The 22,761-nt window shown below is 57.8% G+C and carries 19 protein-coding genes and 1 pseudogene; 8 read left to right on the forward strand and 12 right to left on the reverse strand.

The window, feature by feature from the left end; all coding sequences use genetic code 11:
• Position 1: 1 nt before the first annotated feature.
• Complete coding sequence (locus BLU25_RS08005) at positions 2 to 427, reverse strand: HIT family protein (RefSeq protein ID WP_016782220.1); 426 nt, start codon at positions 425 to 427, stop codon at positions 2 to 4.
• 783 nt (positions 428 to 1,210) lie between these two features.
• Here BLU25_RS08005 and BLU25_RS08010 point away from each other — a divergent pair.
• Positions 1,211 to 2,494 carry an OprD family porin gene (locus BLU25_RS08010; RefSeq protein ID WP_016782219.1) on the forward strand — a complete coding sequence of 428 codons (1,284 nt, stop codon included), beginning with the start codon at positions 1,211 to 1,213 and terminating at the stop codon, positions 2,492 to 2,494.
• A 268-nt stretch (positions 2,495 to 2,762) separates the two neighbouring features.
• On the opposite strand, the gene BLU25_RS08015 is transcribed toward BLU25_RS08010, so the two are convergent.
• Together BLU25_RS08015 and BLU25_RS08020 are read right to left on the reverse strand one after the other, a co-directional pair.
• Positions 2,763 to 3,605 carry a mechanosensitive ion channel family protein gene (locus tag BLU25_RS08015; protein ID WP_016782218.1) on the reverse strand — a complete coding sequence of 281 codons (843 nt, stop codon included), beginning with the start codon at positions 3,603 to 3,605 and terminating at the stop codon, positions 2,763 to 2,765.
• A gap of 136 nt (positions 3,606 to 3,741) precedes the next feature.
• A complete protein-coding gene (locus BLU25_RS08020) occupies positions 3,742 to 4,227 on the reverse strand; it encodes a YajQ family cyclic di-GMP-binding protein (RefSeq protein ID WP_007906601.1) in 486 nt (161 codons plus the stop codon).
• Positions 4,228 to 4,421: 194 nt separating this feature from the next.
• Here BLU25_RS08020 and BLU25_RS08025 point away from each other — a divergent pair, with 194 nt between their 5' ends.
• From BLU25_RS08025 to BLU25_RS08035, 3 genes are read left to right on the forward strand one after another with little or no spacing between them, the layout of a single operon-like run.
• Complete coding sequence (locus tag BLU25_RS08025; RefSeq protein WP_037001503.1) at positions 4,422 to 5,297, forward strand: putative 2-dehydropantoate 2-reductase; 876 nt, start codon at positions 4,422 to 4,424, stop codon at positions 5,295 to 5,297.
• 46 nt (positions 5,298 to 5,343) lie between these two features.
• On the forward strand, positions 5,344 to 7,380 hold the full coding sequence (locus tag BLU25_RS08030; RefSeq protein ID WP_016782216.1) for a sensor histidine kinase: 2,037 nt from the start codon (positions 5,344 to 5,346) through the stop codon (positions 7,378 to 7,380).
• A 2-nt stretch (positions 7,381 to 7,382) separates the two neighbouring features.
• Positions 7,383 to 7,964 (forward strand): cob(I)yrinic acid a,c-diamide adenosyltransferase, encoded by a 582-nt coding sequence (locus BLU25_RS08035; protein ID WP_016782215.1) that lies wholly within the window; start codon positions 7,383 to 7,385, stop codon positions 7,962 to 7,964.
• A 121-nt stretch (positions 7,965 to 8,085) separates the two neighbouring features.
• On the opposite strand, the gene BLU25_RS08040 is transcribed toward BLU25_RS08035, so the two are convergent.
• The 4 genes from BLU25_RS08040 to secA form a co-directional block, all read right to left on the reverse strand.
• Positions 8,086 to 9,030: a Nudix family hydrolase gene (locus BLU25_RS08040; protein WP_016782214.1), complete on the reverse strand. Its 945-nt coding sequence runs from the start codon at positions 9,028 to 9,030 to the stop codon at positions 8,086 to 8,088.
• Complete coding sequence (locus BLU25_RS08045; RefSeq protein WP_016782213.1) at positions 9,027 to 9,659, reverse strand: glutathione S-transferase family protein; 633 nt, start codon at positions 9,657 to 9,659, stop codon at positions 9,027 to 9,029. Before BLU25_RS08045 ends, BLU25_RS08040 begins: the two co-directional genes overlap by 4 nt.
• Before the next feature lie 102 nt (positions 9,660 to 9,761).
• Complete coding sequence (argJ, locus tag BLU25_RS08050; protein WP_016782212.1) at positions 9,762 to 10,979, reverse strand: bifunctional glutamate N-acetyltransferase/amino-acid acetyltransferase ArgJ; 1,218 nt, start codon at positions 10,977 to 10,979, stop codon at positions 9,762 to 9,764.
• Positions 10,980 to 11,094: 115 nt separating this feature from the next.
• A complete protein-coding gene (secA, locus tag BLU25_RS08055) occupies positions 11,095 to 13,848 on the reverse strand; it encodes a preprotein translocase subunit SecA (protein WP_016782211.1) in 2,754 nt (917 codons plus the stop codon).
• Between the two features lie 307 nt (positions 13,849 to 14,155).
• On the opposite strand from secA, the gene BLU25_RS08060 reads away from it, so the two are divergent.
• Entirely contained in the window at positions 14,156 to 14,611 is a 456-nt protein-coding gene (locus tag BLU25_RS08060) for a DUF721 domain-containing protein (protein ID WP_016782210.1), read from the forward strand.
• A 125-nt stretch (positions 14,612 to 14,736) separates the two neighbouring features.
• Here the strand turns inward: BLU25_RS08060 and BLU25_RS08065 are convergent, their stop codons facing one another.
• A complete protein-coding gene (locus BLU25_RS08065; protein ID WP_016782209.1) occupies positions 14,737 to 16,221 on the reverse strand; it encodes a helicase HerA-like domain-containing protein in 1,485 nt (494 codons plus the stop codon).
• A gap of 339 nt (positions 16,222 to 16,560) precedes the next feature.
• Here BLU25_RS08065 and BLU25_RS23920 point away from each other — a divergent pair.
• Positions 16,561 to 17,400 (forward strand): annotated as a pseudogene (locus BLU25_RS23920) (cache domain-containing protein); the annotation flags it as partial.
• Positions 17,401 to 17,541: 141 nt separating this feature from the next.
• Positions 17,542 to 18,306: a methyl-accepting chemotaxis protein gene (locus BLU25_RS23925; RefSeq protein ID WP_369782759.1), complete on the forward strand. Its 765-nt coding sequence runs from the start codon at positions 17,542 to 17,544 to the stop codon at positions 18,304 to 18,306.
• Between the two features lie 267 nt (positions 18,307 to 18,573).
• On the opposite strand, the gene purU is transcribed toward BLU25_RS23925, so the two are convergent.
• Positions 18,574 to 19,422: a formyltetrahydrofolate deformylase gene (gene purU, locus BLU25_RS08080; protein ID WP_016782207.1), complete on the reverse strand. Its 849-nt coding sequence runs from the start codon at positions 19,420 to 19,422 to the stop codon at positions 18,574 to 18,576.
• Positions 19,423 to 19,773: 351 nt separating this feature from the next.
• Between purU and mvaT the strand changes: the two genes are divergently transcribed.
• Positions 19,774 to 20,151, forward strand: coding sequence for a histone-like nucleoid-structuring protein MvaT (gene mvaT, locus BLU25_RS08085; RefSeq protein WP_016782206.1), 378 nt, complete (start codon positions 19,774 to 19,776; stop codon positions 20,149 to 20,151).
• Positions 20,152 to 20,229: 78 nt separating this feature from the next.
• Here the strand turns inward: mvaT and sbcB are convergent, their stop codons facing one another.
• From sbcB to BLU25_RS08100, 3 genes are all read right to left on the reverse strand, one after another.
• Complete coding sequence (sbcB, locus tag BLU25_RS08090) at positions 20,230 to 21,681, reverse strand: exodeoxyribonuclease I (protein ID WP_016782205.1); 1,452 nt, start codon at positions 21,679 to 21,681, stop codon at positions 20,230 to 20,232.
• Positions 21,682 to 21,742: 61 nt separating this feature from the next.
• On the reverse strand, positions 21,743 to 22,102 hold the full coding sequence (locus BLU25_RS08095; RefSeq protein ID WP_016782204.1) for a PilZ domain-containing protein: 360 nt from the start codon (positions 22,100 to 22,102) through the stop codon (positions 21,743 to 21,745).
• A gap of 237 nt (positions 22,103 to 22,339) precedes the next feature.
• On the reverse strand, positions 22,340 to 22,720 hold the full coding sequence (locus BLU25_RS08100) for a tetratricopeptide repeat protein (protein WP_016782203.1): 381 nt from the start codon (positions 22,718 to 22,720) through the stop codon (positions 22,340 to 22,342).
• Positions 22,721 to 22,761 lie beyond the last annotated feature (41 nt).

Here is a 22,761-nt window from a genome sequence, read left to right on the forward strand (position 1 = left end):
ATCAACCCTCCGAAAAAATGAAACTGGCGTCAAGCTCCGACGCCAGCCTGTCGCGCACAGCACGCACCTGCGCCGGCGTATAGGGCCTGGCCGGGTGCTTGCCCCATACCGGCCCTGGCCATGCCACGTCAGCCTGGTAACGAACAATCACATGCATGTGCAACTGACTGACCACATTACCCAGGGTGGCCACATTCATTTTATCCGCGCCGAACAACGCTTTCAGCACCCGCGCCAAAGCGGTGGTCTCAGCCCACATGCGTTGCTGGTCGGCGTCATCCAATTGAAACAGTTCGGTTATACCCTCGCGCCGCGGCACCAGGATAAACCAGGGGTAATTCGAATCGTTGGAAAGCAGCAAGCGGCACAAGGGGAAGTCCCCTATCAGCCAGGTATCCTCTTGCAGACGTGTATCCAAAGCGAACACTGGGAGCTCTCCTGTTTGACCGTTCATTTCAGCACAACCCGGCACCCGATGAGACTCACCGCAGGCCAGATGACAGAAACCAAGGATACCCTTGATTGTGCCCGGCTTCACCTCGCCAGCCCGACATGCTCGGGCAAAAGGCCGCTTGGCACGGTCAATCAACAGCATTCGGACACTTGTGCACCAAAACTGCACAAAACGAATGTTTTTAGTGCGCCAAAACGTCACCTACCACCCCAGCAGGTGTTAACCGGTAACGCTTTAAGCGCACTTGCGCCGCAAGAAAGACTTCTTGCAACAAAACACAACATCCCAAGCCCAGCCTTATCGCCGTTCGACCCAAGCAAGATCAGGCCTCATAGCTCAAAAACGCAGAAGATGATTTATTTTTCATCTACCAAAGCATTTGAGCATGCTTGTTGCATAGACCCTTCTCACAGTCGCCAGGCCCGCGCAGGAGCACAACGGTCTGACGATAAATAACAATAGCTGAACCGTAGGAATTTGGAGTTTTCATTGTAGGCAATACGAAACCACCCATATGCCAAACACTGAAAACAGCACTGAATAGATGCTGAGAAATGGCTCTAAGCTGCGCGCTTGCGACATGTGGAGGGCAATTTGCGACATAGCTGTAAAGAAGCTGAAAGGTTATGAGAGCAAGTATCGCCAACATTGCCGGCGTGATATAAGTTTGCGCCGACACAAAAAGAAAGAGCCGCCCAGATAATAATTCAGGTGGGACGGCAGTACTCTTCCTAAAAACCAAAGGAGCAAATCACGATGCGCGTGATGAAGTGGAGCATGATCGCCCTGGCTGTATCAGCCGGTACTACTCAGTTCGCAATGGCCTCGTCCCAGGACGACGCAAAAGGTTTCGTTGAAGACAGCACGCTGACTTCCAAAACCCGCATGCTGTACATGAACCGTGACTTCCGTAACGGTGCTGGGAACAAGCAGCAGGCCGACGGCTCGTTCAAAAGCGGCTACCGTGAAGACTGGGGCCTGAGTGAATTGCTCAACTACCAGTCCGGCTTCACCCAAGGCACCATCGGTGTCGGTGTTGATGCGTTCGCAATGGGTACTGCACGCCTGGACGGCGGTGCTGGTCGTCAAGGCAACGGCCTGTTCGCCAGCAAGAGCGACGGTTCTCCGGAAGATACCCAAGGCAAAATCGGCGGCGCGGTCAAGTTCCGCCTCTCCGACACTGAACTGAAGTACGGCAACCAGTTCGTCGCCAGCCCGGTGTTCTCCACTGACGACAGCCGCCTGCTGCCAGAAGTTGCGACCGGTACCCTGATCACCAGCAAGGAAATCAAAGGCCTGGAGCTGACCGCAGGTCGCTTCACCGCCCTGAGCTCCCAGACTGGCATGGCGCGTGACAGCATCAACGGCAAAGGCGAACCAGGCCTGACTGCTGCCAACATTGCTGGCGCAACCTACCAGTTCACTGACAACTTCGTCGGTGGCCTGGCGGCTTCCGATGTTGATGACTACTTCAAGAAGCAGTACATCAACCTGAACTACACCCTGCCGATCGCAGAGACTCAAGCCCTGAACTTCGACTTCAACGGCTACAGAACCTCGAGCCAGGGCCAGGAACTAGCCGGCGACGTTGACAACAAAATCTGGAGCCTGGCAGCTGCCTATAGCCTGGGCGCCCACAAGTTCACCATCGCTCACCAGCGCTCCACCGGTGACAGCGCTTACTACTACGGCGTAGACGGCGGCGGCACCATTTTCCTCGCCAACTCCGTGCAATACTCCGACTTCAACCAGCGTGACGAACGCTCCTGGCAGGGTCGCTACGACCTGAACATGGCCAGCTATGGCGTGCCAGGCCTGAGCTTCATGGCTCGCTACGTCAAGGGTGACAACATCTCCACCACTGACGGCGAAGGCAAAGAGCACGAGTTCGACTTCGAGACCAAATACGTGCTGCAAGAAGGCCCGGCCAAGGACCTGTCTCTGCGTCTGCGTAGCGCGGTTTACCGCACTACCAGCAACAACGGCAATGACGTTAACGACGTACGCCTGATTGCTGAATACCCACTGAACATCTTGTAATCACGGCCTTCGGGCACTGTTTACAACACTCTGTTTAGTGAAAGCCACGCACCTGTCTCAGGGCGTGGCTTTTTATTGCCTGAAATAAAAGCAAGTTATATAGCAAGCTAACTAACAAGATCAAATGCAATTAATTATCAGTTGTTCCGAGTTGACCCACTCTTGCACGCACACCTGTAAACCCAAGTGGCAAAAACAATTAAAGGGGCTTTCGCCCCTTTAATTGTTTGCCTTTACCTGACTCAAGTGTCAGGTGCCGTTATCGGCATTATTGCGCAGCCACTTCCTGAACCACGCGAACAACACGCTGCGGGAAAGGAATATCTACCCCTTGCGCTTTCAAGCGATCGCGCGAGTGCTCGTTAAACATAAACAGCACGTCCCAGTAATCCGGGGTATTGACCCAAACACGCAGCGACATGGTAATCGCACTGTCGCCCAGGGCAGTCACCACAACGACCGGAGCCGGCTGCTTCAGTACCCGAGGGTCATCGGCCAGCGACAGCAGCACTTCACGCACCTTTTGCAGGTCCGCCTCGTAGTCCACACCCACATCAAACACCACCTTGCGCGTCGGCTGACGGTTGTAGTTGGTGATAATGCCGTTGGACAGATTGCCGTTTGGCACGATGACGGTCTTGTTGTCACCGGTACGCAGCACGGTATGGAAGATCTGAATACTGTCGACCGTCCCGCTTACGCCTTGCGCTTCGATCCAGTCACCGATCTTGAACGGGCGGAACAACAGAATCAGCACCCCGCCGGCAAAGTTCGCCAGGCTGCCCTGCAGTGCCAGGCCAATGGCCAGGCCTGCCGCACCGATGGCCGCAACAAACGAGGTGGTCTGGATGCCGATCATCGAGGCCACGCTGACAATCAGCAGCACCTTGAGGATGATATTGGCCAGGCTGCTGATAAAACCTTGCAGGGCAAGATCAGCCTTGCGCATGGCCAGCAACTGCCCGATCTTGGTGGTCAGGCGATTGATCAACCACCAGCCCACCGCCAGTGTCACCAATGCCAGCAGCACACGGCTGCCGTATTCCATGATCATCGGGATCCAGGCTTGTGAGGCCTTGATCAATTGATCCACTTCAGTGTTCAAATCCATTTACGTCTCCTCGCGCCAATACCCGGCAGCGTCAGTAATTCAGCAAAACGATAAAGCAGCCCTGGCCGCTAAATCGTTTGCGCAGCGCCCAGGAAAATCGGACGTCAATGAGCCCCATAGGTTCCCAGGCCTGTGATCAGTCGCGGAAGTTGTTGAACTGCAGCGGCATGTCGAACGTCTTGGCACGCAGTGCAGCAATGGCCTCTTGCAGATCATCACGCTTCTTGCCGGTGATGCGCACCTGCTCGCCCTGGATGGCGGCCTGAACCTTGAGCTTGGCATCCTTGACATGGGCGACGATTTTCTTCGCCAGCTCTTTATCAATGCCTTCCTTGAGCACGGCTTCCTGCTTCATCAATTTGCCCGATGCATAAGCATCCTTGACCTCAAGGCACTGAACGTCGATCTTGCGCTTGACCAGGGCCAGCTTGAGGATCTCGATCATTGCTTCAAGCTGGAAGTCGGCTTCGGCGGTCAGGTTGACCGTCAGATCCTTTTCCTTGAACTCAAAAGTGCCTTTGCCCTTGAGGTCATAACGACGATCCAGCTCCTTGACGGCGTTCTCGACGGCGTTGGTGACTTCGTGCTTGTCCAGTTCGGATACCACGTCGAACGACGGCATGTAATTTTCTCCAATAATAAAGGGCGCGCTCAACACAGATGGAGCACGCCTGGCCTGACAGTTAAAATGCGCGGGCATTATAGCGGTTCTTCGACTTCATTCACTTGCGAGCTCACATGCCAGATTCTGCCCTGCCCCTGCCCCACTTCACTACGCCTGTCACCTGGCACATCCTGGGGGCTGGCAGCATGGGCATGCTGTGGGCCACGCGTCTGACCCGGGCTGGCCTGCCCGTCAAACTCATCCTGCGCAACGCCGAGCGCCTGCAAGCCTATAAAGCGGCGCAAGGGTTGACCCTGATTGAAGACGAAGATTCGCAACAATGGGCCATCAGTGCGCAAATCCCTGAAACTGACGAGCCGATCCAGCGCCTGCTGGTCGCCTGCAAGGCCTATGACGCAGAGCAGGCCGTCGCGCAAATCGCCGGGCGGCTCACGGTTAATGCCGAGCTGATCCTGTTGCAGAACGGCCTCGGCAGCCAGCAAGCGGTTGCCGCCCTGGTGCCCCAGGCACGCTGCCTGTTCGCTTCCAGTACCGAAGGCGCCTTTCGCGATGGTGACTGGCGCGTGGTATTTGCCGGCCGCGGCCATACCTGGCTGGGTGATACCGGGCAAGCCCCGGCCCCGGCATGGCTTGAAGAGCTGCAACGCAGCGGCATTGCCCACGAATGGAGCCCGAATATTCTGAGCCGGCTCTGGCGAAAACTGGCCCTTAACTGTGCGATCAACCCACTGACCGTTCTGTATAACTGCCGCAATGGCGGCTTGCAGGCCCACACGGCTGAAGTACAGACCCTCTGCACCGAACTCGCCAGCCTGCTTGAGCATTGCGGCCAGCCCGAGGCGGCGGTTGATCTGGGCCTGGAAGTGCTGCGGGTGATCCAGGCCACTGCCAATAACTACTCATCGATGCATCAGGATGTTGCCCAAGGCCGTCGTACCGAAATCAGCTACCTGCTGGGCTATGCCTGCGAAGCAGCCCAGCGCCGACAGTTCGCGGTGCCACACTTGCAGCAGCTGCACCAGCGCTTGACCCGGCACCTGCAACAGCGCGGATTGCCCTGCAACTGAAGCCCGCGCTACCCTGCCTGCATATTCTTGTCCAGACGGCCCTCCCATGCCCTTGCGCCAGCGCCTTGAAAACCTTCCGGTAGGCCAGAAGTTGCTGGCCGCCCTGCTCATCCTGCTGGCTGCCGTATTGTTGGTGGCCAATTTGACATTTATCAGCGTGGCGTACTGGATCTCCCATGAGAGCACCGCCCCGCAGGCCCTGCAGACACTGGGGCAACTGACGTCCGAGCCGGAACTGATCGTCCATGCCCTGGACTCGCCGCAAAGCGCCAAAGCCCTGCTCAATGAAATCGGCAGCTACGCCCCCCTGCGCGCAGCGGCCATCTATGACAGCGCGGGTAACCTGCTGGTGCAGTTGCAGCATGGCGAACACTTGCCCCTGCCGGAGCACTATCGCCAGCTTGAGGCCTGGAGCCTGACCGAGCTGCGCAGCCATCAAGTGACACGCCTGCACCACGGCGACCAGCCCCCCGGGCATTTGCTGTTGATCGCCAGCAGCGAACTGCCCATGGCCTTCTATACCGGCACCTTGACTGCCAGCCTGGGCATTCTGTTATTCAGTGTTTTACTCTGGTTTGTGGTAGCCCGGCAGATCAAGCGCCTGATTACCCAACCCATTCACCGCCTTGAAGAGTTGTCCCGCCAGGTGACCCGCGAAGAGAATTACGCATTGCGTGCCGCGCCGGGCAACAACGACGAAATCGGCAGCCTGGCCGAAGCGTTCAACACCATGCTGTCGCGCATCGAAGTCCGCGATCAAGAGCTCAAGCGCGCACGTGACGAGGCCCGCCAGGCGTACGATCAAGCGCAGTCGCTGGCTGAAGAAACCCGCAACACCAATCGCAAACTGGAACTGGAAGTACAGGTACGCAGCAAAATAGAGAAGAAACTCACCGGCTTTCAGAACTATCTCAACTGCATCATCGACTCCATGCCTTCGGCGCTGATCGCACTGGACGAACAGCTCTATGTGACCCAGTGGAACCAGGAAGCCAGCGCCCTTTCGGGCACGCAACTGGATGAAGCGTTGAACAAACCCATAGAGCTGGCTTTTGCTCCTCTCAAGCCCTTCCTGCCGCAACTCAAGGACACGATTGAGCAGCATCAGGTGGCAAAAATTGAACGGGTTACCTGGACCCAGGGCGAAGATGCCCGCCACTATGCCTTGACCTTTTACCCGCTTATGGGCGGCGGTGGACGCGGCGTGGTAATCCGCATCGATGACATCACCCAGCGCCTGTCGCTGGAAGACATGATGGTGCAATCAGAAAAAATGCTGTCCGTTGGTGGCCTGGCTGCCGGCATGGCTCACGAAATCAACAATCCGTTGGGAGCCATCCTGCATAACGTGCAGAACATTCGCCGGCGCCTGTCGAGCGACTTGCCCAAGAATATCGAACAAGCCGAACAGACCGGCATCGACCTGGAGGTGGTCAATCACTACCTGCAGGCCCGGGAAATCCCGCAGCTGCTTGATGGCATTCAACAGGCCGGTGCACGCGCCGCGAAAATCGTCACCCATATGCTCAGCTTTAGCCGGCGCAGCAATCGGCAGATGAGCCCCTGTGATCTGTCGGCCCTGATTGATCAGGCTCTGGACATCGCCAGCAATGATTTCGACTTGACCATTGGCTTTGACTTTATGGGGCAAGCCATTGTCCGCCAGTTTGACCCGCAACTGGGGCCTGTTCCCGGTATCCCCAACGAACTGGAGCAGGTATTGCTCAACCTGCTGAAGAACGCCGCCCAGGCCATTCATCAACGTGCCGACCAGAGCGAGCCGGGGCGCATAACCCTGCGCACCAGACTCAACCCGCCCTGGGCGGAAATACAAGTCGAGGACAACGGCGTCGGCATGCCCGAGGCTGTACGCAAACGAATTTTCGAACCCTTCTTCACCACCAAGGAAGTTGGCCAGGGCACGGGGCTTGGTCTGTCCGTGTCGTACTTCATCATTACCAACAACCACAAGGGCCAAATGGAAGTTCACTCGACCCAGGGCCAAGGCACCTGCTTTACCCTGCGCCTGCCTTTGGCCGGCAACCAGCTGGCCTCCCCCGAACCTACCAAGGTGGAACTGTAAACATGGGCTTTCGCTTATCGAAAATCTACACCCGTACCGGCGACAAAGGCGAAACAGGGCTTGGCGACGGCCGCCGCGTTCCCAAGGATCACCCGCGTATAGAGGCCATCGGCGAAGTCGATACGCTTAACAGCCAGCTCGGCCTGCTGCTGGCCGGGCTTATTGAGCACAGTGCCCAGAATCCGGGCCTTGGCGAGCTGATTGAAGTGCTTGAGCCTTGTCAGCACCGCTTGTTTGACCTGGGCGGGGAACTGGCAATGCCCGAATATCAGGCGCTCAACAATATTGAAATCGAGCGCCTTGAAACCGCAATCGATCGCTGGAACGAAGAGCTGGGGCCACTTGAGAATTTCATTCTGCCCGGCGGTTCGAGCCTGATCGCCCAAGCCCATGTATGCCGTAGCCTGGCGCGCAGTGCCGAACGCCGCTGCCAGCAACTCAATGCACTTGAGCCACTGGCAGGCGTGGGGCTGGCGTATATCAATCGTTTATCTGACTTGCTGTTTGTCGCCGCGCGCCTGATTGCCAGGCGCCAGGGAATAGCTGAAATCCTGTGGCAAGCGGCGGCCAAGCCGAAGGCCTGACGATCAGGCACAGAACTTGTGGGAGCTGGCCTGCCTGCGATAAAGGCACCGCGCTCAGGCAGGTACATCGCAGTGATGCCATCGCGAGCAAGCCCGCTCCCACTGGGTTTTGTGCAGTTTTTTACACCTGCGGCCAGAACGCCCGAATACCTGCAACGCCCTGCGCACCAACGCTCCAGGCCTGCTGACGATCATCAGGGCCCAGTCCGCCCAGCAAAAACACCGGCTTGCTGAAATTGGCAATCAGTTGCTGTGCCTGCTCCCAACCCAGTGGCGGTGTGTCCGGGTGGGTCTGGGTCGCCAGCACCGGCGACAGGGTCACAAAGTCCACATCCATCTGCTCGGCCAGCGCCAGTTCTTCGGCGTTATGGCAGGAAGCCGCCAACCAGCGGTCTTTTGGCAATGGACGGCCCTTGGCGGCGTACTTGCGCAATTGTGCAGCGGTCAGGTGCCAGCCAGCCGACGGGAAATCCCCCAGCCACTCCAGCGGCCCCTTGAGCATCAGCTGCGCCTTGGCAGCACACAGCCCGGTGGCGTCCACCGCCAGGTCACGGTACTTGGGGTCATAGCCATTGGGCGCTCGCAACGAAATCAGCTGGGTGCCGCCAGCAATGGCCTTCTGGATACCGCGCAACAACTCCGGGGTTTCCAGGCCATCCGGGGTAATCAAGTACTGATCGGGCAAGCGGGCAGCGGCAACAATGGGCTGGTTGGCCTGCGGAAACTCGTAGCCCGCCAACTCGCGCTGGCTGACCCAAGCCAAGGGCTGACCTTCTGCCCCATGTGGTTCGCCAGTAAAATCCGACACTTCCCACACATCGAGCAAGACATGCTTGTCGGGGTAGTCATGCTGAACCTTGATCAAAGGTCGGGCAGCCTTGACCACAATACCCAGCTCCTCTTGCAACTCGCGCCCCAGCGCCGCTTCCACCGACTCACCCGCCTCGACCTTGCCGCCGGGAAACTCCCAGAGGCCGCCTTGATGCTGAGTGTCAGCGCGACGGGCGATCAGAATCTTGCCGTCTGTGCCCCGGATAACGGCCGCAGCCACATGAACTCGTTTCACCCTTGTACTTCCTCTAATCCGGCCTGTTGCCAGGCTTTAAACGCAGGCCATTGGTAAATGGCGTCGATATAGGCTTCATCTTCGGCTGACAGCGCAACACGGTAGGTACGAAGACGCACCGCCACTGGTGCGAAAAAAGCATCCGCCAGGCTCAGTCGTCCAAACAAGTACGGCCCGGGCTCGGTCGCCACGGCGCGGCACTGCGCCCACAGGGCTGTCATTCTGTCGATATCGGCCTGGGCCTCGGCAGGCATGGGCACCAGTGCCCGGTCGCGACTCAAGTCAAAGGGCAGATTGCTGCGCAAGCCAAAAAAGTCGCTGTGCATTTGCGCACACGCCGAACGAGCCTGGGCCCGCGCCGCGGTATCTGCAGGCCACATTTGCGCTGCCGGGAAGCGCTCGTTCAGGTATTCGGCAATCGCCAGGGAATCGGCGATGGTGCCGTGTTCGGTCTGGAGCAACGGTACCTTGCCCGTTGCCGAGTGCTGCAGGATCAAGGCCCGAGTGCCGGGCTGACCCAGTTTTATCAGGGTCTCGGTATAGGGAGCACCCGCCAGATCCAGCGCCAACGCGCCACGCAGGGACCACGATGAATGCAACTTGTCGCCAATGATCAGGTGGAAGCTCATACACAGACACCTTGAGAATTAGGGGGGGGAATCTGATGCCCTCAAGGCATCACGGTGCTGCCCGCGCAGGATCGGCTGGCAGCCCCGTGATGTCGAGACGACTTAGGTACGGTACTCGGCGTTGATTTTCACGTACTCGTGGGACAGGTCCGTAGTCCAGATGGTCTCGCTGCAAGCACCACGGCCCAGCTCGATGCGGATGGTGATTTCTTCGCGCGCCATCACTGCCGAGCCCTGCTCTTCGGTATATGTAGCCGAACGGGCGCCGCCGCTGGCGATGCACACTTCACCCAGGAATACATCGATCTTGCTCACGTCCAGGTCCGGCACCCCAGCACGGCCTACGGCGGCGAGGATACGACCCCAGTTCGGGTCCGAGGCAAACAGTGCAGTCTTGATCAGTGGCGAGTGGGCTACGGTGTAGCCCACGTCCAGGCATTCCTGGTGATTGGCGCCGCCATTCACTTCAACGGTGACAAACTTGGTCGCACCCTCACCGTCACGCACGATGGCCTGTGCCACTTCCATGCAGACTTCCAGCACCGCCTGTTTCAACGCAGCAAACAGCGGGCCGCTGGCTTCGCTGATTTCAGGCAAGGCGGCCTTGCCGGTGGCAATCAGCATGCAGCAGTCGTTGGTTGAAGTATCGCCATCGATAGTGATGCGGTTGAACGACTTGTTCGCACCGTCGAGCAGCAGGTTTTGCAACACGTCGCGGGCAACTTTGGCGTCGGTGGCAATGTAGCCCAGCATGGTGGCCATGTTTGGACGAATCATGCCCGCACCCTTGCTGATACCGGTCACGGTGATGATCACACCCTCGTGTTCAAACTGGCGGCTGGCACCCTTGGGCAGAGTGTCGGTGGTCATGATGCCGGTTGCAGCTTCGGCCCAGTGGTTCTCGGACAGATCATCCAGCGCGGCCTGCAGTGCGCCTTCGATCTTCTCGACAGGCAGCGGCTCGCCAATCACCCCGGTGGAATATGGCAGCACGGCACTGGCATCGACGCCGGTCAGCTCAGCCAGCCTGGCGCAGGTCCGGGTTGCAGCGATCAGCCCCGGCTCACCGGTGCCCGCATTGGCATTACCGGTATTGGTCAGCAGGTAGCGAACCGGGCCTTGCACACGTTGTTTGGCCAGGATCACGGGCGCTGCGCAAAATGCATTGAGGGTGAACACACCCGCTACGCTGGAGCCTTCGGCGCAGCGCATAACCACCACGTCCTTGCGCCCTGCGCGCTTGATACCGGCAGAAGCGATACCCAGTTCGAAACCGGCCACCGGGTGCAAAACAGGCAAAGGACCAAGACCAACAGCCATGACGCGCTCCTAAAAAGTTCTGTGCGCCGCCGCAAAAGGACGGGAATTCAATGGTAAAACGCCGCGACGGCTAATGCCGGTCGCGGCGCAGGTGTTTCAGCAGTTGAAGCGGGCTTTAGTTGATTTGCCCGTGACAGTGCTTGTATTTCTTGCCCGAGCCGCAGTAGCACAGCTCGTTGCGACCCAGCTTCGGCTCGCTGCGCGCAGGCTCGGTTGCCGCCACAACATCTTCGACGTCAGCACCTTGCAGCACCTGGGCCATCGCATCCGGCTGATCGAGGCCTGGCGCTTCGGCATGCTGGAACTGCAGGCGCGAGGCCAGATCTTCAGCTTCCTGACGCAGACGTGCTTCTTCTTCGACCGGATCCTCGCGACGAACCTGTACATGGGACAGTACACGGATCGAGTCACGCTTGATCGAGTCAAGCAGCTCGGAGAACAGGTTGAACGACTCGCGCTTGTACTCCTGCTTCGGGTTCTTCTGCGCATAGCCGCGCAAGTGGATACCGTGGCGCAGGTGGTCCATGGTCGACAGGTGGTCTTTCCACAGGTCATCCAGAACGCGCAGCACAATCTGCTTCTCGAACGTGCGCAGTGCTTCGGCACCGGCCTGCTCTTCTTTCTCGTTGTAAGCGGCAATCAGCTCGGCCAGCAGCTTCTCACGCAGGGTCTCTTCGTACAGGTGATCATCTTCGTCGAGCCATTGCTGGATCGGCAGTTTCACCCCGAAGCCGCTTTCGATGGCAGCTTCCAGGCCTGCAACGTCCCACTGCTCCGGCAACGACTGTGGCGGGATGTGAGCGCTGATGGTGCTGTCCAGAACGTCCTTGCGGAAGTCGGCGATGGTTTCACCGATATTGTCGGCCGCCAGCAACGTGTTACGCATGTGATAAATCACTTTACGCTGTTCGTTGTTAACGTCGTCGAACTCCAGCAATTGCTTACGGATATCGAAGTTGCGACCTTCAACCTTGCGCTGGGCCTTTTCGATCGCGTTGGTCACCATGCGGTGCTCGATCGCTTCGCCAGACTGCATGCCCAGGGCCTTCATGAAGTTCTTCACCCGGTCAGAGGCGAAGATGCGCATCAGGCTGTCTTCAAGCGACAGATAGAAGCGGCTGGAACCCGCGTCACCCTGACGACCGGCACGACCACGCAGCTGGTTGTCGATACGGCGCGATTCGTGACGCTCGGAAGCGATGACATGCAGGCCGCCCGACTCCAGCACTTGCTGGTGACGCTTCTGCCAATCAGCCTTGATCTGTGCGATCTGCTCCGGTGTCGGGTTTTCCAGGGAGGCAACCTCAACTTCCCAGTTGCCGCCCAGCAGGATGTCGGTACCACGACCGGCCATGTTGGTTGCAATGGTCAGCGCGCCCGGACGACCGGCCTGTGCGATGATTTCAGCTTCTTTTTCGTGGAACTTGGCGTTCAGGACCTTGTGCTCGATGCCTTCCTTCTTGAGAAGGTTGGACATGTGCTCGGAAGTCTCGATGGTGGCCGTACCCACCAGCACCGGACGGCCCTTGGCCATGCAGTCCTTGATGTCTGCCACGATCGCCGCGTACTTCTCGTCCGCGGTGAGGAATACCAGGTCGTTGTAGTCTTTACGCGCCAGCGGCTTGTTCGGCGGGATCACCATCACCGACAGACCGTAGATCTGGTGGAACTCGAACGCTTCGGTGTCCGCAGTACCGGTCATGCCCGACAGCTTGTTGTACAGACGGAAGTAGTTCTGGAAGGTGGTCGTGGCCAGGGTCTGGCTTTCTGCCTGAATATTCAGGCCTTCCTTCGCTTCGATCGCCTGGTGCAGGCCTTCGGACAAACGACGACCTGGCATGGTACGGCCAGTGTGTTCGTCAACCAGCAATACCTGGCCGTCTTCAACGATGTATTCAACGTTGCGGTTGAACAGCTTGTGCGCGCGCAGTGCAGCGTACACATGGGTCAACAGGCCCAGGTTGTGCGCCGAGTACAGGCTTTCGCCTTCGGCCAGCAAGCCGATCTGGGTGAGCATTTCTTCAACAAACTGGTGACCGGCTTCGTTCAGCTCAACCTGGCGAGTCTTCTCATCAATGGTGAAATGGCCAGGCTTGGTCACTTCGCCTTCGACTTCCTCGACATGCAGCTCAAGGCGCGGGATCAACTTGTTGATTTCGGTGTAGAGCTTGGAGCTGTCTTCGGCCTGGCCGGAGATGATCAGCGGCGTACGGGCTTCGTCGATCAGGATGGAGTCGACTTCGTCGATCACTGCGAAGTTAAGCTCACGCTGGAATTTTTCTTCCATGCTGAAAGCCATGTTGTCGCGCAGGTAATCAAAGCCAAACTCGTTGTTGGTACCGTAGGTGATGTCGGCGGCGTAGGCTTCACGCTTCTCCTGAGGCGGCTGGAACGGTGTGACAACACCGACCGTCAGGCCCAGGTATTCGTAGAGCGGACGCATCCAGTTGGCATCCCGGCGAGCCAGGTAGTCGTTCACGGTAATAACGTGTACGCCTTTGCCCGACAGCGCATTGAGGTAAACCCCAAGGGTCGCTACCAGGGTCTTGCCTTCACCGGTACGCATTTCAGCGATCTTGCCTTCGTGCAAGGTCATGCCGCCGATCAACTGTACGTCGAAGTGACGCATGCCCATGACACGCTTGCCCGCTTCGCGGCAAACCGCAAAGGCTTCCGGCAACAGTTGGTCGAGGGTCTCACCTTTGGCTATGCGGGCCTTGAACTCTTGGGTCTTGGCGCGCAATTGCTCATCAGTCAGAGCAACCATTTGCTCTTCCAAGGAATTGACGACCTGAACTGTCTTGAGCATGCGTTTGACTTCGCGCTCGTTCTTGCTTCCAAAAAGTTTCTTTAACAAAGGCGCAAACATATCGGCAGGATCTTCCACACATAGGGATGGAGGGCGGCCCCGAGAGTCGCCCGAGCAGCCCTGATGGCCGCATGCGAGCGAGCATTCTACCCGGAAACGGCGGTGAGGAAAGTGGCGTTATTCCACGATACTGGTACTGCGTTGTGAAGGGGCTTTCCTAAAATAAGGGCTTTTTGCTGAACTTCAACCCATTAACACGAGAAGTTACTCATTGATTTCGTAAATAAATCTTAATGAAACCGGATCCCCACGAGTCAACTGCCGGTTTCTGCTAAGATTGCTGCTCTGTTTTCTCTGGTGCTTGAACATGGCATTTCGCCCACATCCAGCGCGGGCACCCTCCGTCCTGTTGCGCGAGGCCAAGCCCCTAAAAGCCATTTTTGGCCATGCCAAGCGTCTGGCACACCTGCAACGCCTGCTTGAAAGCCAACTGCAGCCGGCTGCACGCGAACACTGTCACGTCGCCTCATGGCGTGAAGGCAGTTTGTTGCTGATCGTGACCGACGGCCATTGGGCCACTCGCCTGCGCTATCAGCAAAAACGCCTGCTGCGCCAGCTCCAGGCTTTTGACGAGTTTGCCAGCCTGACCCGAATTTTGTTCAAAGTGCAGCCGCCTACGGTGCTGGCCAAGGTCGCGGGGCACACACTGGACTTGTCAGTTGATGCCGCCCAGACCATTCAGGCAACGGCCGAGGGCATCACCGACCCGGCCTTGCGTGCGGCCCTTGAGCGCCTGGCGAGTCACGCTAAACCCAAGCCCTAGGCGCAAAAAACGGCGGGGGCGACGATTCGACTTGCTCGCGATGGCATCACTGCTGTCTATCTGACAGACCTTGTCGCCTGCATCGCGAGCAAGCCCGCTCCCACCAGGGCATTTTTCAGACCTGTTTATTTACGCTTGCTGCCGCCCAACAGCGACCCCAATAACCCGCGCACCAATTGGCGACCCATCTGGTTCGCAGCCTGGCGTGCCATGGATTGCAAGGCCTTGCCTGCTGCGCTACCCAAAAACTCCCCGGCCTGATCAAGCAGCCCGGGCTCATGCGGTGCAGTTGGTGCTTGTGCTTGCGCTTCAGGCACCACGCCCTTGCGCGCCATCAGAATTTCATAAGCCGACTCACGATCTATGGGCTTGTCATAGCGCCCCTGCAACGCCGAACCGCTGATCAGCGCCGCCCGCTCGGCTTCAGTAAGCGGGCCGATGCGCGATTGCGGTGGCGCAATCAGGACGCGCTGCACCATCGCCGGCGTGCCTTTTTCCTCAAGCATGCCCACCAGCGCCTCCCCCGTGCCCAGTTCGGTCAGCACGGCCAGCGCATTGAATGCCGGATTGGGGCGAAAGCCGTCGGCCACAGCTTTCAGGGACTTCTGCTCTTTCGCCGTAAAGGCCCGCAAGCCATGCTGGATACGCAACCCCAGTTGCGCGAGGACCGCATCCGGCAAGTCCGCTGGCGATTGCGTGACGAAATACACCCCTACGCCCTTGGAACGAATCAACCGCACTACTTGCTCCAGTCGGTCCTGCAAGGCTTTCGGGGTATCGGCAAACAGCAGGTGTGCCTCATCGAAAAACAGCGCCAGTAACGGCTTGTCGGCATCGCCGCGCTCGGGCAATTGCTCAAAAAGCTCTGCGAGTAGCCATAGCAGGAAAGTCGCATACACCTTGGGCGCTTCATGCACCAAACGACTGGCATCGAGCAGGTGAATCTGCCCGCGACCATCGCTGGCCGGCTGCAAGATATCTTCCAGTTGCAGTGCAGGCTCACCAAACAGGGCTTCGGCACCTTGCTGCTCAAGGGTTGCCAGGCGCCGCAACAACGCCTGGCTGGAGCCGGTGGTCATCAGGGCCGCGTCATCACCCAGTTCCTGGGGGTTATCGCGCAGGTGGTTGAGCAGCGCCTTGAGGTCTTTGAGATCGAGCAGCAACAGGCCTTCACGGTCCGCCACCTTGAACGCGGCATACAGCGCCGACTGCTGGCTATCGGTCAGTTCCAGCAGACTGCCCAACAGCAACGGCCCCATTTCACTCAAGGTTGTGCGCAACGGATGGCCGGTCTTGCCCTGTATATCCCAAAGGGTGACCGGATAGGCCTTGGGGGCGTAGTCAAGCCACGGCATGCCCGCAATTCGCTCCGCGATTTTGCCCTGGGGGTTGCCCGCGGCGCCCAGACCGCACAGGTCGCCCTTGATATCAGCCGCAAACACGGCCACCCCGGCATCGCTGAACTGCTCGGCCAGACGCTGCAGGGTGACGGTTTTACCCGTGCCCGTGGCCCCCGCCACCAGGCCGTGGCGGTTGGCCAGGCGTAAAGACTGTGCGATGGGCCGGCCCGAAAGGTCGGCACCCAGTACTAGAGCAGAAGAGTCAGGCATTTTGCCACCTTTGATTAATCTTTCCCGATCGCGGGTCGATACACACTGAATGCTAGACCAGAAAAATCCGGATTTAGCGTCGTAAAGCGCCTTAATAAACAGCCAACTTGCCCTGTTTTGGCAGTGATGTGCAGAGCGCGCGTTTTACCAGAGTGTACGCCTCACACTTTTAGACTTTAGCGGACCCTTCAAGCCATGAATAAAAACCTGCGTTTCAGCCATAAAATCCTGCTTGCCGCGTCCCTGATCGTAATAGCCGCCTTTTCGCTATTTACGCTGTACAACGATTACCTGCAACGCAACGCCATTCGCCACAACCTGGACAACTACCTCAATGAAATGGGGAGTGTCACCGCCAATAACATTCAGACATGGCTGGGAGGCCGGATTCTGCTGGCGCAAAACCTTGCCGAAGCCATCGCCCTGACCCCGGAGCCTGGCCAGGTGGCAAATCTGCTGGAGCAAAAAACCCTCAGCCATACCTTTATGTCGGTTTACTTTGGTGACAGCCAGGGCGGTTTTACCATTCGCCCCGACAGCAAGATGCCTGACGGTTATGACCCGCGCACCCGGCCCTGGTACAAGGATGCGCTCAACAGCAGCTCATCGAGCCTGACCAAGCCTTATATCGATGCCGCCACCGGGCAAATGGTCATCACCATCGGCGCGCCAGTGAAAAAAGCCGGGCAAACCCTGGGCGTAGTCGGTGCCGACATGACCCTGCAAGCCATCACCGACAGTATCAACGCACTGAATTTCAACGGCATGGGTTACGCCTTTCTGATCAATGCCGATGGCGAAATCCTGGTACACCCGGACAAAAGTCTGGTGACCAAAAACCTGAAAGATATCTACCCTCAGGACACCCCTGCGATCACTACCGACTTGAGCGAGATCCAGGTCAACGGCAAAGCCCGGATTGTGACCTTTGCCCCTGTCAAAGGGCTGGGTTCGGCCAACTGGTATATCGGCCTGTCGGTTGACAAGGAACAGGCTTTCGCCGCACTCAGCGAATTCCGCACCTCGGCGATTATCGCCACGGTGATTGCCGTGGTGTCGATCATCGCCCTGCTCGGCCTGTTGATCCGCTTGCTGATGCAACCCCTGCACGTCATGACCCGCGCCATGCAAAACATTGCCGAAGGAGAAGGCGACCTGACGCGCCGCCTGGCGGTCGAATCCCAGGATGAGTTCGGTATTCTGGGCAGCGCGTTCAACCGCTTTGTGGAACGTATCCACACCTCGATCAGCGAAGTGGCCTCGGCCACAGAACAGCTCAACGAAGTGGCCCTGCGGGTGGTCAGCGCCTCCAACTCATCGATGCTGAACTCTGACGAGCAAGCGAGCCGCACCAACAGTGTCGCCGCCGCCATCAACGAGCTGGGCGCCGCTGCGCAAGAGATCGCCCGCAATGCCGCCCAGGCCTCGCACCAGGCCAGCGACGCACGCGGCCTGGCTGAAGAAGGCCAGCAGGTGGTTGAACGCAGCATCAGCTCGATGCAACAACTGTCGCAACTGCTGGGCACCTCCAGCGGCCATATCGAAGCGCTGAACGACAAGACAGTGAATATCGGTCAGATCCTGGAAGTGATCACCAGCATTTCCCAACAAACCAACCTGCTGGCGCTTAACGCTGCCATTGAAGCGGCGCGTGCTGGTGAAGCCGGACGCGGTTTTGCCGTGGTGGCCGATGAAGTGCGCAACCTGGCCCATCGCACCCAGGAATCGGCGCAACAGGTGCAAAAAATGATCGAGGAGTTGCAGGTCAGCGCCCGCGGCTCAGTGAGCACCATGGAAGAAAGCCAGCGTCACAGCCAGGACAGCGTGGAAATCGCCAACCGCGCAGGCGAGCGCTTGATCAGCGTGACCGAGCGTATTGGCGAAATTGACGGGATGAACCAGTCCGTGGCCACGGCAACCGAAGAGCAAACCTCGGTGGTCGAGTCGATCAACATGGACATTACCGAAATCAATACGCTGAACCAGGAAGGCGTTGAAAACCTGCAATCAACCCTTCGTGCCTGCTCCGACCTGGAGCAACAGGCTGTGCGCCTGAAGCAACTGGTGGGTAGTTTCCGTATCTGATGCAGCGCAGCTGGCTTCAGGCATGTCGCCTGAAGCTTGCTGCAGCGCATCCCAAAGCCTGGCGGCATCGGGGAAGTCAGTGCCATCCTCGGGACTGAGGGCATCCGGGTCATAGCGACTCAGGCACCCTTCGCCCAAGGTAGCCGGGGCACTGGAAGTGGCCTTGTCGAGCGGATCAGTCATGACGAACCCTTCTCTTTGATCCCGCAGCCTTCAAGGAAACGGCTTGCTACGCAACCCTTCGCAGCCTGCGGCAGCGACTACTGCTTAAAATACGACTGTCTTGTTGCCATGCACCAGCACGCGGTCTTCAAGGTGATAGCGCAGGCCACGGGCCAGTACCATCTTCTCGACATCACGGCCGAATCGCACCATGTCTTCAATGCTGTCACTGTGGCTGACGCGCACCACGTCCTGCTCGATGATGGGACCGGCGTCCAGCTCTTCAGTCACATAATGGCACGTTGCACCGATCAGCTTCACGCCACGCATCGAAGCCTGGTGATAAGGCTTGGCGCCCACGAACGACGGCAGGAAGCTGTGGTGGATGTTGATGACCTGGCCAGCATATTCGCGGCACAAATCAGGCGGCAGGATTTGCATGTAACGGGCCAGTACCACCACTTCGGCATCGTGATGCTTGACCAGGCGCGACACTTCGGCAAACGCCGGCTCTTTGTTCTTGGGGTCGACCGGCACATGGTAGAACGGGATGCCATGCCACTCGACCATGCTGCGCAGGTCATCGTGGTTGGAGATCACGCAAGAGATATCGCAGTCCAGTTCATCGCTGTGCCAGCGATGCAGCAAGTCTGCCAGGCAGTGGGATTCACGGCTGGCCATCAACACCACGCGTTTTTTCTGCGCCGTATCGGTAATGCGCCACTCCATCGAAAACTCTTCGGCAATCGGGGCAAATGCCTCACGAAAAGCCTCAAGCCCGAATGGCAAGGAATCGGCACGAATCTCGTGACGCATAAAGAACCAACCGCTCTGGTCGTCCGAGTGATGGCTCGCTTCAGTGATCCAGCCATTGTGGGAGGCAAGGAAATTGCTGACCTTGGCGACAATGCCGACGCCGTCGGGGCACGCAATCACCAACCGAAAAGTGCGCATGAGGGGAAAACTCCAAAAACTTTACTAAGGCCGCCATTCTAGCGAGTGCGCAGCAAAACTGCAGTATTCGTTACACCCTGGCGCCTGCGCCATTGGGTCGCGCAGCCTGTGGCCCACGCCAGCAGCGGCGTGGCCTGCATCGGTATTTAAGGACAATTGACATGGGTTATTCATCCCCCTTAATAACCCAGCTGGCGCTTCGTCTATTTAATAGCACTCATATTGACGAGTGCGAAGTTAATGAATAAAAATTTAAATTAATCGTCTGTTACAGGTTTACTTGCAGTAACTGTCTGACTACTATTGCGCCACTGTATCCCTGTTACCCCTTTTCAACATAAGGTTATCCTCATGTCCTTGATCAACGAATATCGCGCAACTGAAGAAGCCATCAAAGAACTGCAAGCTCGCCTGAAGAACCTGTCTGAAGACGACAAACTTCAAACCGAGCTGGAATTTGAAGGCAAACTGCGCACTCTGATGGGCGAGTACCAGAAATCGCTACGCGATATCATCGCGCTTCTGGATCCGGAATCCAAAGTAAGCAAAGCACCACGCGGTGTTGTTAAAACCACCGGCACCAAACGTGCCCGCAAGGTTAAACAATACAAAAACCCACACAATGGCGAAGTGATTGAAACCAAAGGTGGCAACCACAAAACTCTGAAAGAGTGGAAAGCCAAGTGGGGCAGCGACGTGGTTGAAGGCTGGGCGACTTTGCTGGACTAAGTAACACCCCCGGTACGCAACCCTTTTGCGATGCCATTAAAAAACGCCAGCTTGCTGGCGTTTTTTATTGCCTGTGTGTCAGTCCGCGCCCTCGCCTGACGGGCTCAGCCCCACACGCCGGCTCAAGGCCTGCGCATAGCGTTGCCACTCCCCCAACAGCTTTAGCTGGGCTGGCGTGGCACTGCGCGACAACTCGTCGGCTGCCTGCATAAAGCTATCCAGGGTCATGGGCGCCCCCATTGCAGGGTCCGACAAACGCTGTTGGCAGAACACCTGCCAGCGCTCCAGTTCCTGTGCATCCAGGGTGTACGGAAAGTTTCGCGCGCGGTAACGGAATAACAATTCAGGCAAGCGCTCATCATCAAAAGGCCATGTATCTTTGGCCAATTGTTCGGGGTCACTGTTTCTGACTTGCTCACACAGGCGACGGTCTCGATCGCCGATAAAGCCGTCGTACAATTGCTGCTCGGGATCTTCACTGGGCGTGAAGTCTTCATGCGCATAAATGGCCGACAACTTGTCTTGCCAAACTTCCCGGGCCTCTACAAGGCTGCGCGCTCGCGCCTGATAGAGGTCCATGTCCAGTTGCAAACGCTGTTGATCCTGCGCGCGTACAACATTCAAGGGGGCCACCACCGGGCAACGATTAATCTGTATCAGCTTGAGCGGAATCGGTAATTGGCCGTCAGGCAATTCATCACGACGGGTATAAAGCATCTTGCGCAAAGACTCGGCATCCATATCCAGCAATGGCTGCGGATCAAAGTGCAGATCGCACACAATCAAGGCATTGCGGTTCTTCGGATGCCAGGCCAATGGCAATACCACGCCGGCATAATGCCGGGCCGCAGAAAAACGCCCCGAAATATGCAGCATGGGCTGCAACAGTCGAACTTGGTCAAGCACCCGCTGTTTGCTGCGCAACTGGAACAACCACTCATATAACTTGGGTTGTTTGTCGCGAATCAACCGGGCCAGGGCAATGGTTGCGCGCACATCGGACAACGCATCGTGGGCCTGCCCATGATCGATGCCGTTGGCCGCCGTCAAGCGTTCAAGCTTGAGGGTCACCCGGCCGTCCTCTTCTGGCCAGACGATCCCTTCCGGGCGCAGGGCGTAGGCGGTGCGCACCACATCAATCAAATCCCAGCGGCTGTTGCCACCCTGCCACTCACGCGCATAAGGGTCGAAGAAATTTCGGTACAGGCTGTAGCGGGTGACTTCATCATCGAAGCGCAACGAGTTGTAGCCCGCCCCGCAGGTGCCAGGCAACGCCAGCTGGGCATGGGTGCGGGTCATGAACTCGGCTTCGCCCAGCCCCTTGTCTTCGAGGCGGCCAGGGGTGATACCGGTGATCAGGCAGGCCATCGGATGCGGGAGGATGTCGTCGCTTGGCTGGCAATAGAGATTGACCGGCTCATCAATCTCATTGAGTTCCAGGTCGGTGCGGATGCCGGCCACTTGCACGGCCCGGTCGCAGCGCGGGTTGATGCCAGTGGTTTCGTAGTCGTACCAGAAAATAGAGGTCACGGGGTGTTCCTGAGCAGTAGACCTCGACAGTCTAGGCGCTCAAACCCGGGCAAGACCAGCCCTAGGCAGAAGCCTGCAAGGGCTGAAAGCTGAAGTAGCGTTGCAAGGCACTGATCAACCCGACGTACTCGGCAGGCGGCTGATACAGGATAAATCCGGAGTCATAGTAGTGCGGCGTAGCATCCTCGCGACACCACAGGCAGCGCGCCGTCAGATCAATAAATTGCGGGCAGCCGTCGGTATCGGGCAGCTTGAGCCGCAACTCGAAATTGGCGTCCACCAGCATCGGCAGCTGGCTGATCAGCATCAACCCGCCATCAGACACATTGCCCAGATAACCAATGGGCTTGTCCGTGAACCGATTGAACACTTTCAGGAAACACGTCAGTTGGTGCCGCAGGATAAGCCGTTCGATAACCATGTTCGAATTCACTATAGAGAGGCCATTGAGCATGGCCGCGCTGGCGTCTCGAAACGCCCTGCCCCACAACCGGGTCAACAACCCCGTGAAAATCTGCCCGCCACCTTCAGCTGAAGCTCGACATATCAAGCTGCCAAGAAGGAATAAAACCGTTTGAGTACCAACAAAAACCAAAAGCACTCAAACGAATTTAATAGTAGTCAACCGGGTACAAATGACCAGTTTAAATTTCGCTCATCATGGGATGCTCACAGGCACCCCCTGGGCGGTTGCGCCGGGGCCCGGGATGAACTTGAGAATGCGCAGTGTCTCGATCCGGGCCTTGGCCCGATAGGCATATTCACTCTTGGGAAATTCGTTGATGATGTATTGATACGTTTGGGCCGCATCCAGGTAAAACTTCGTACGCTCCAGACACAGCCCACGGAGCATAGCTGTTTGTGGCCAGATGTACGGACGGCTTCTGCTATCGCGGTCAACCTCCGACAACTCAAGCATCACCGCCTCGCAGTTACCGCGATCATAGGCCCGGTAAGCATTGTTCAAGTGATGGTTCATCGACCAACGGGTGCAACCGGCCGCACTGGCGACCAACAATAAAACGAGCACGATTCGCATGGGTATCTCCTGTTCACAACAGTGTATCGACCCCACGGCCA

It is taken from the genome of Pseudomonas fragi, from assembly GCF_900105835.1.
Classification (GTDB): domain Bacteria; phylum Pseudomonadota; class Gammaproteobacteria; order Pseudomonadales; family Pseudomonadaceae; genus Aquipseudomonas; species Aquipseudomonas fragi.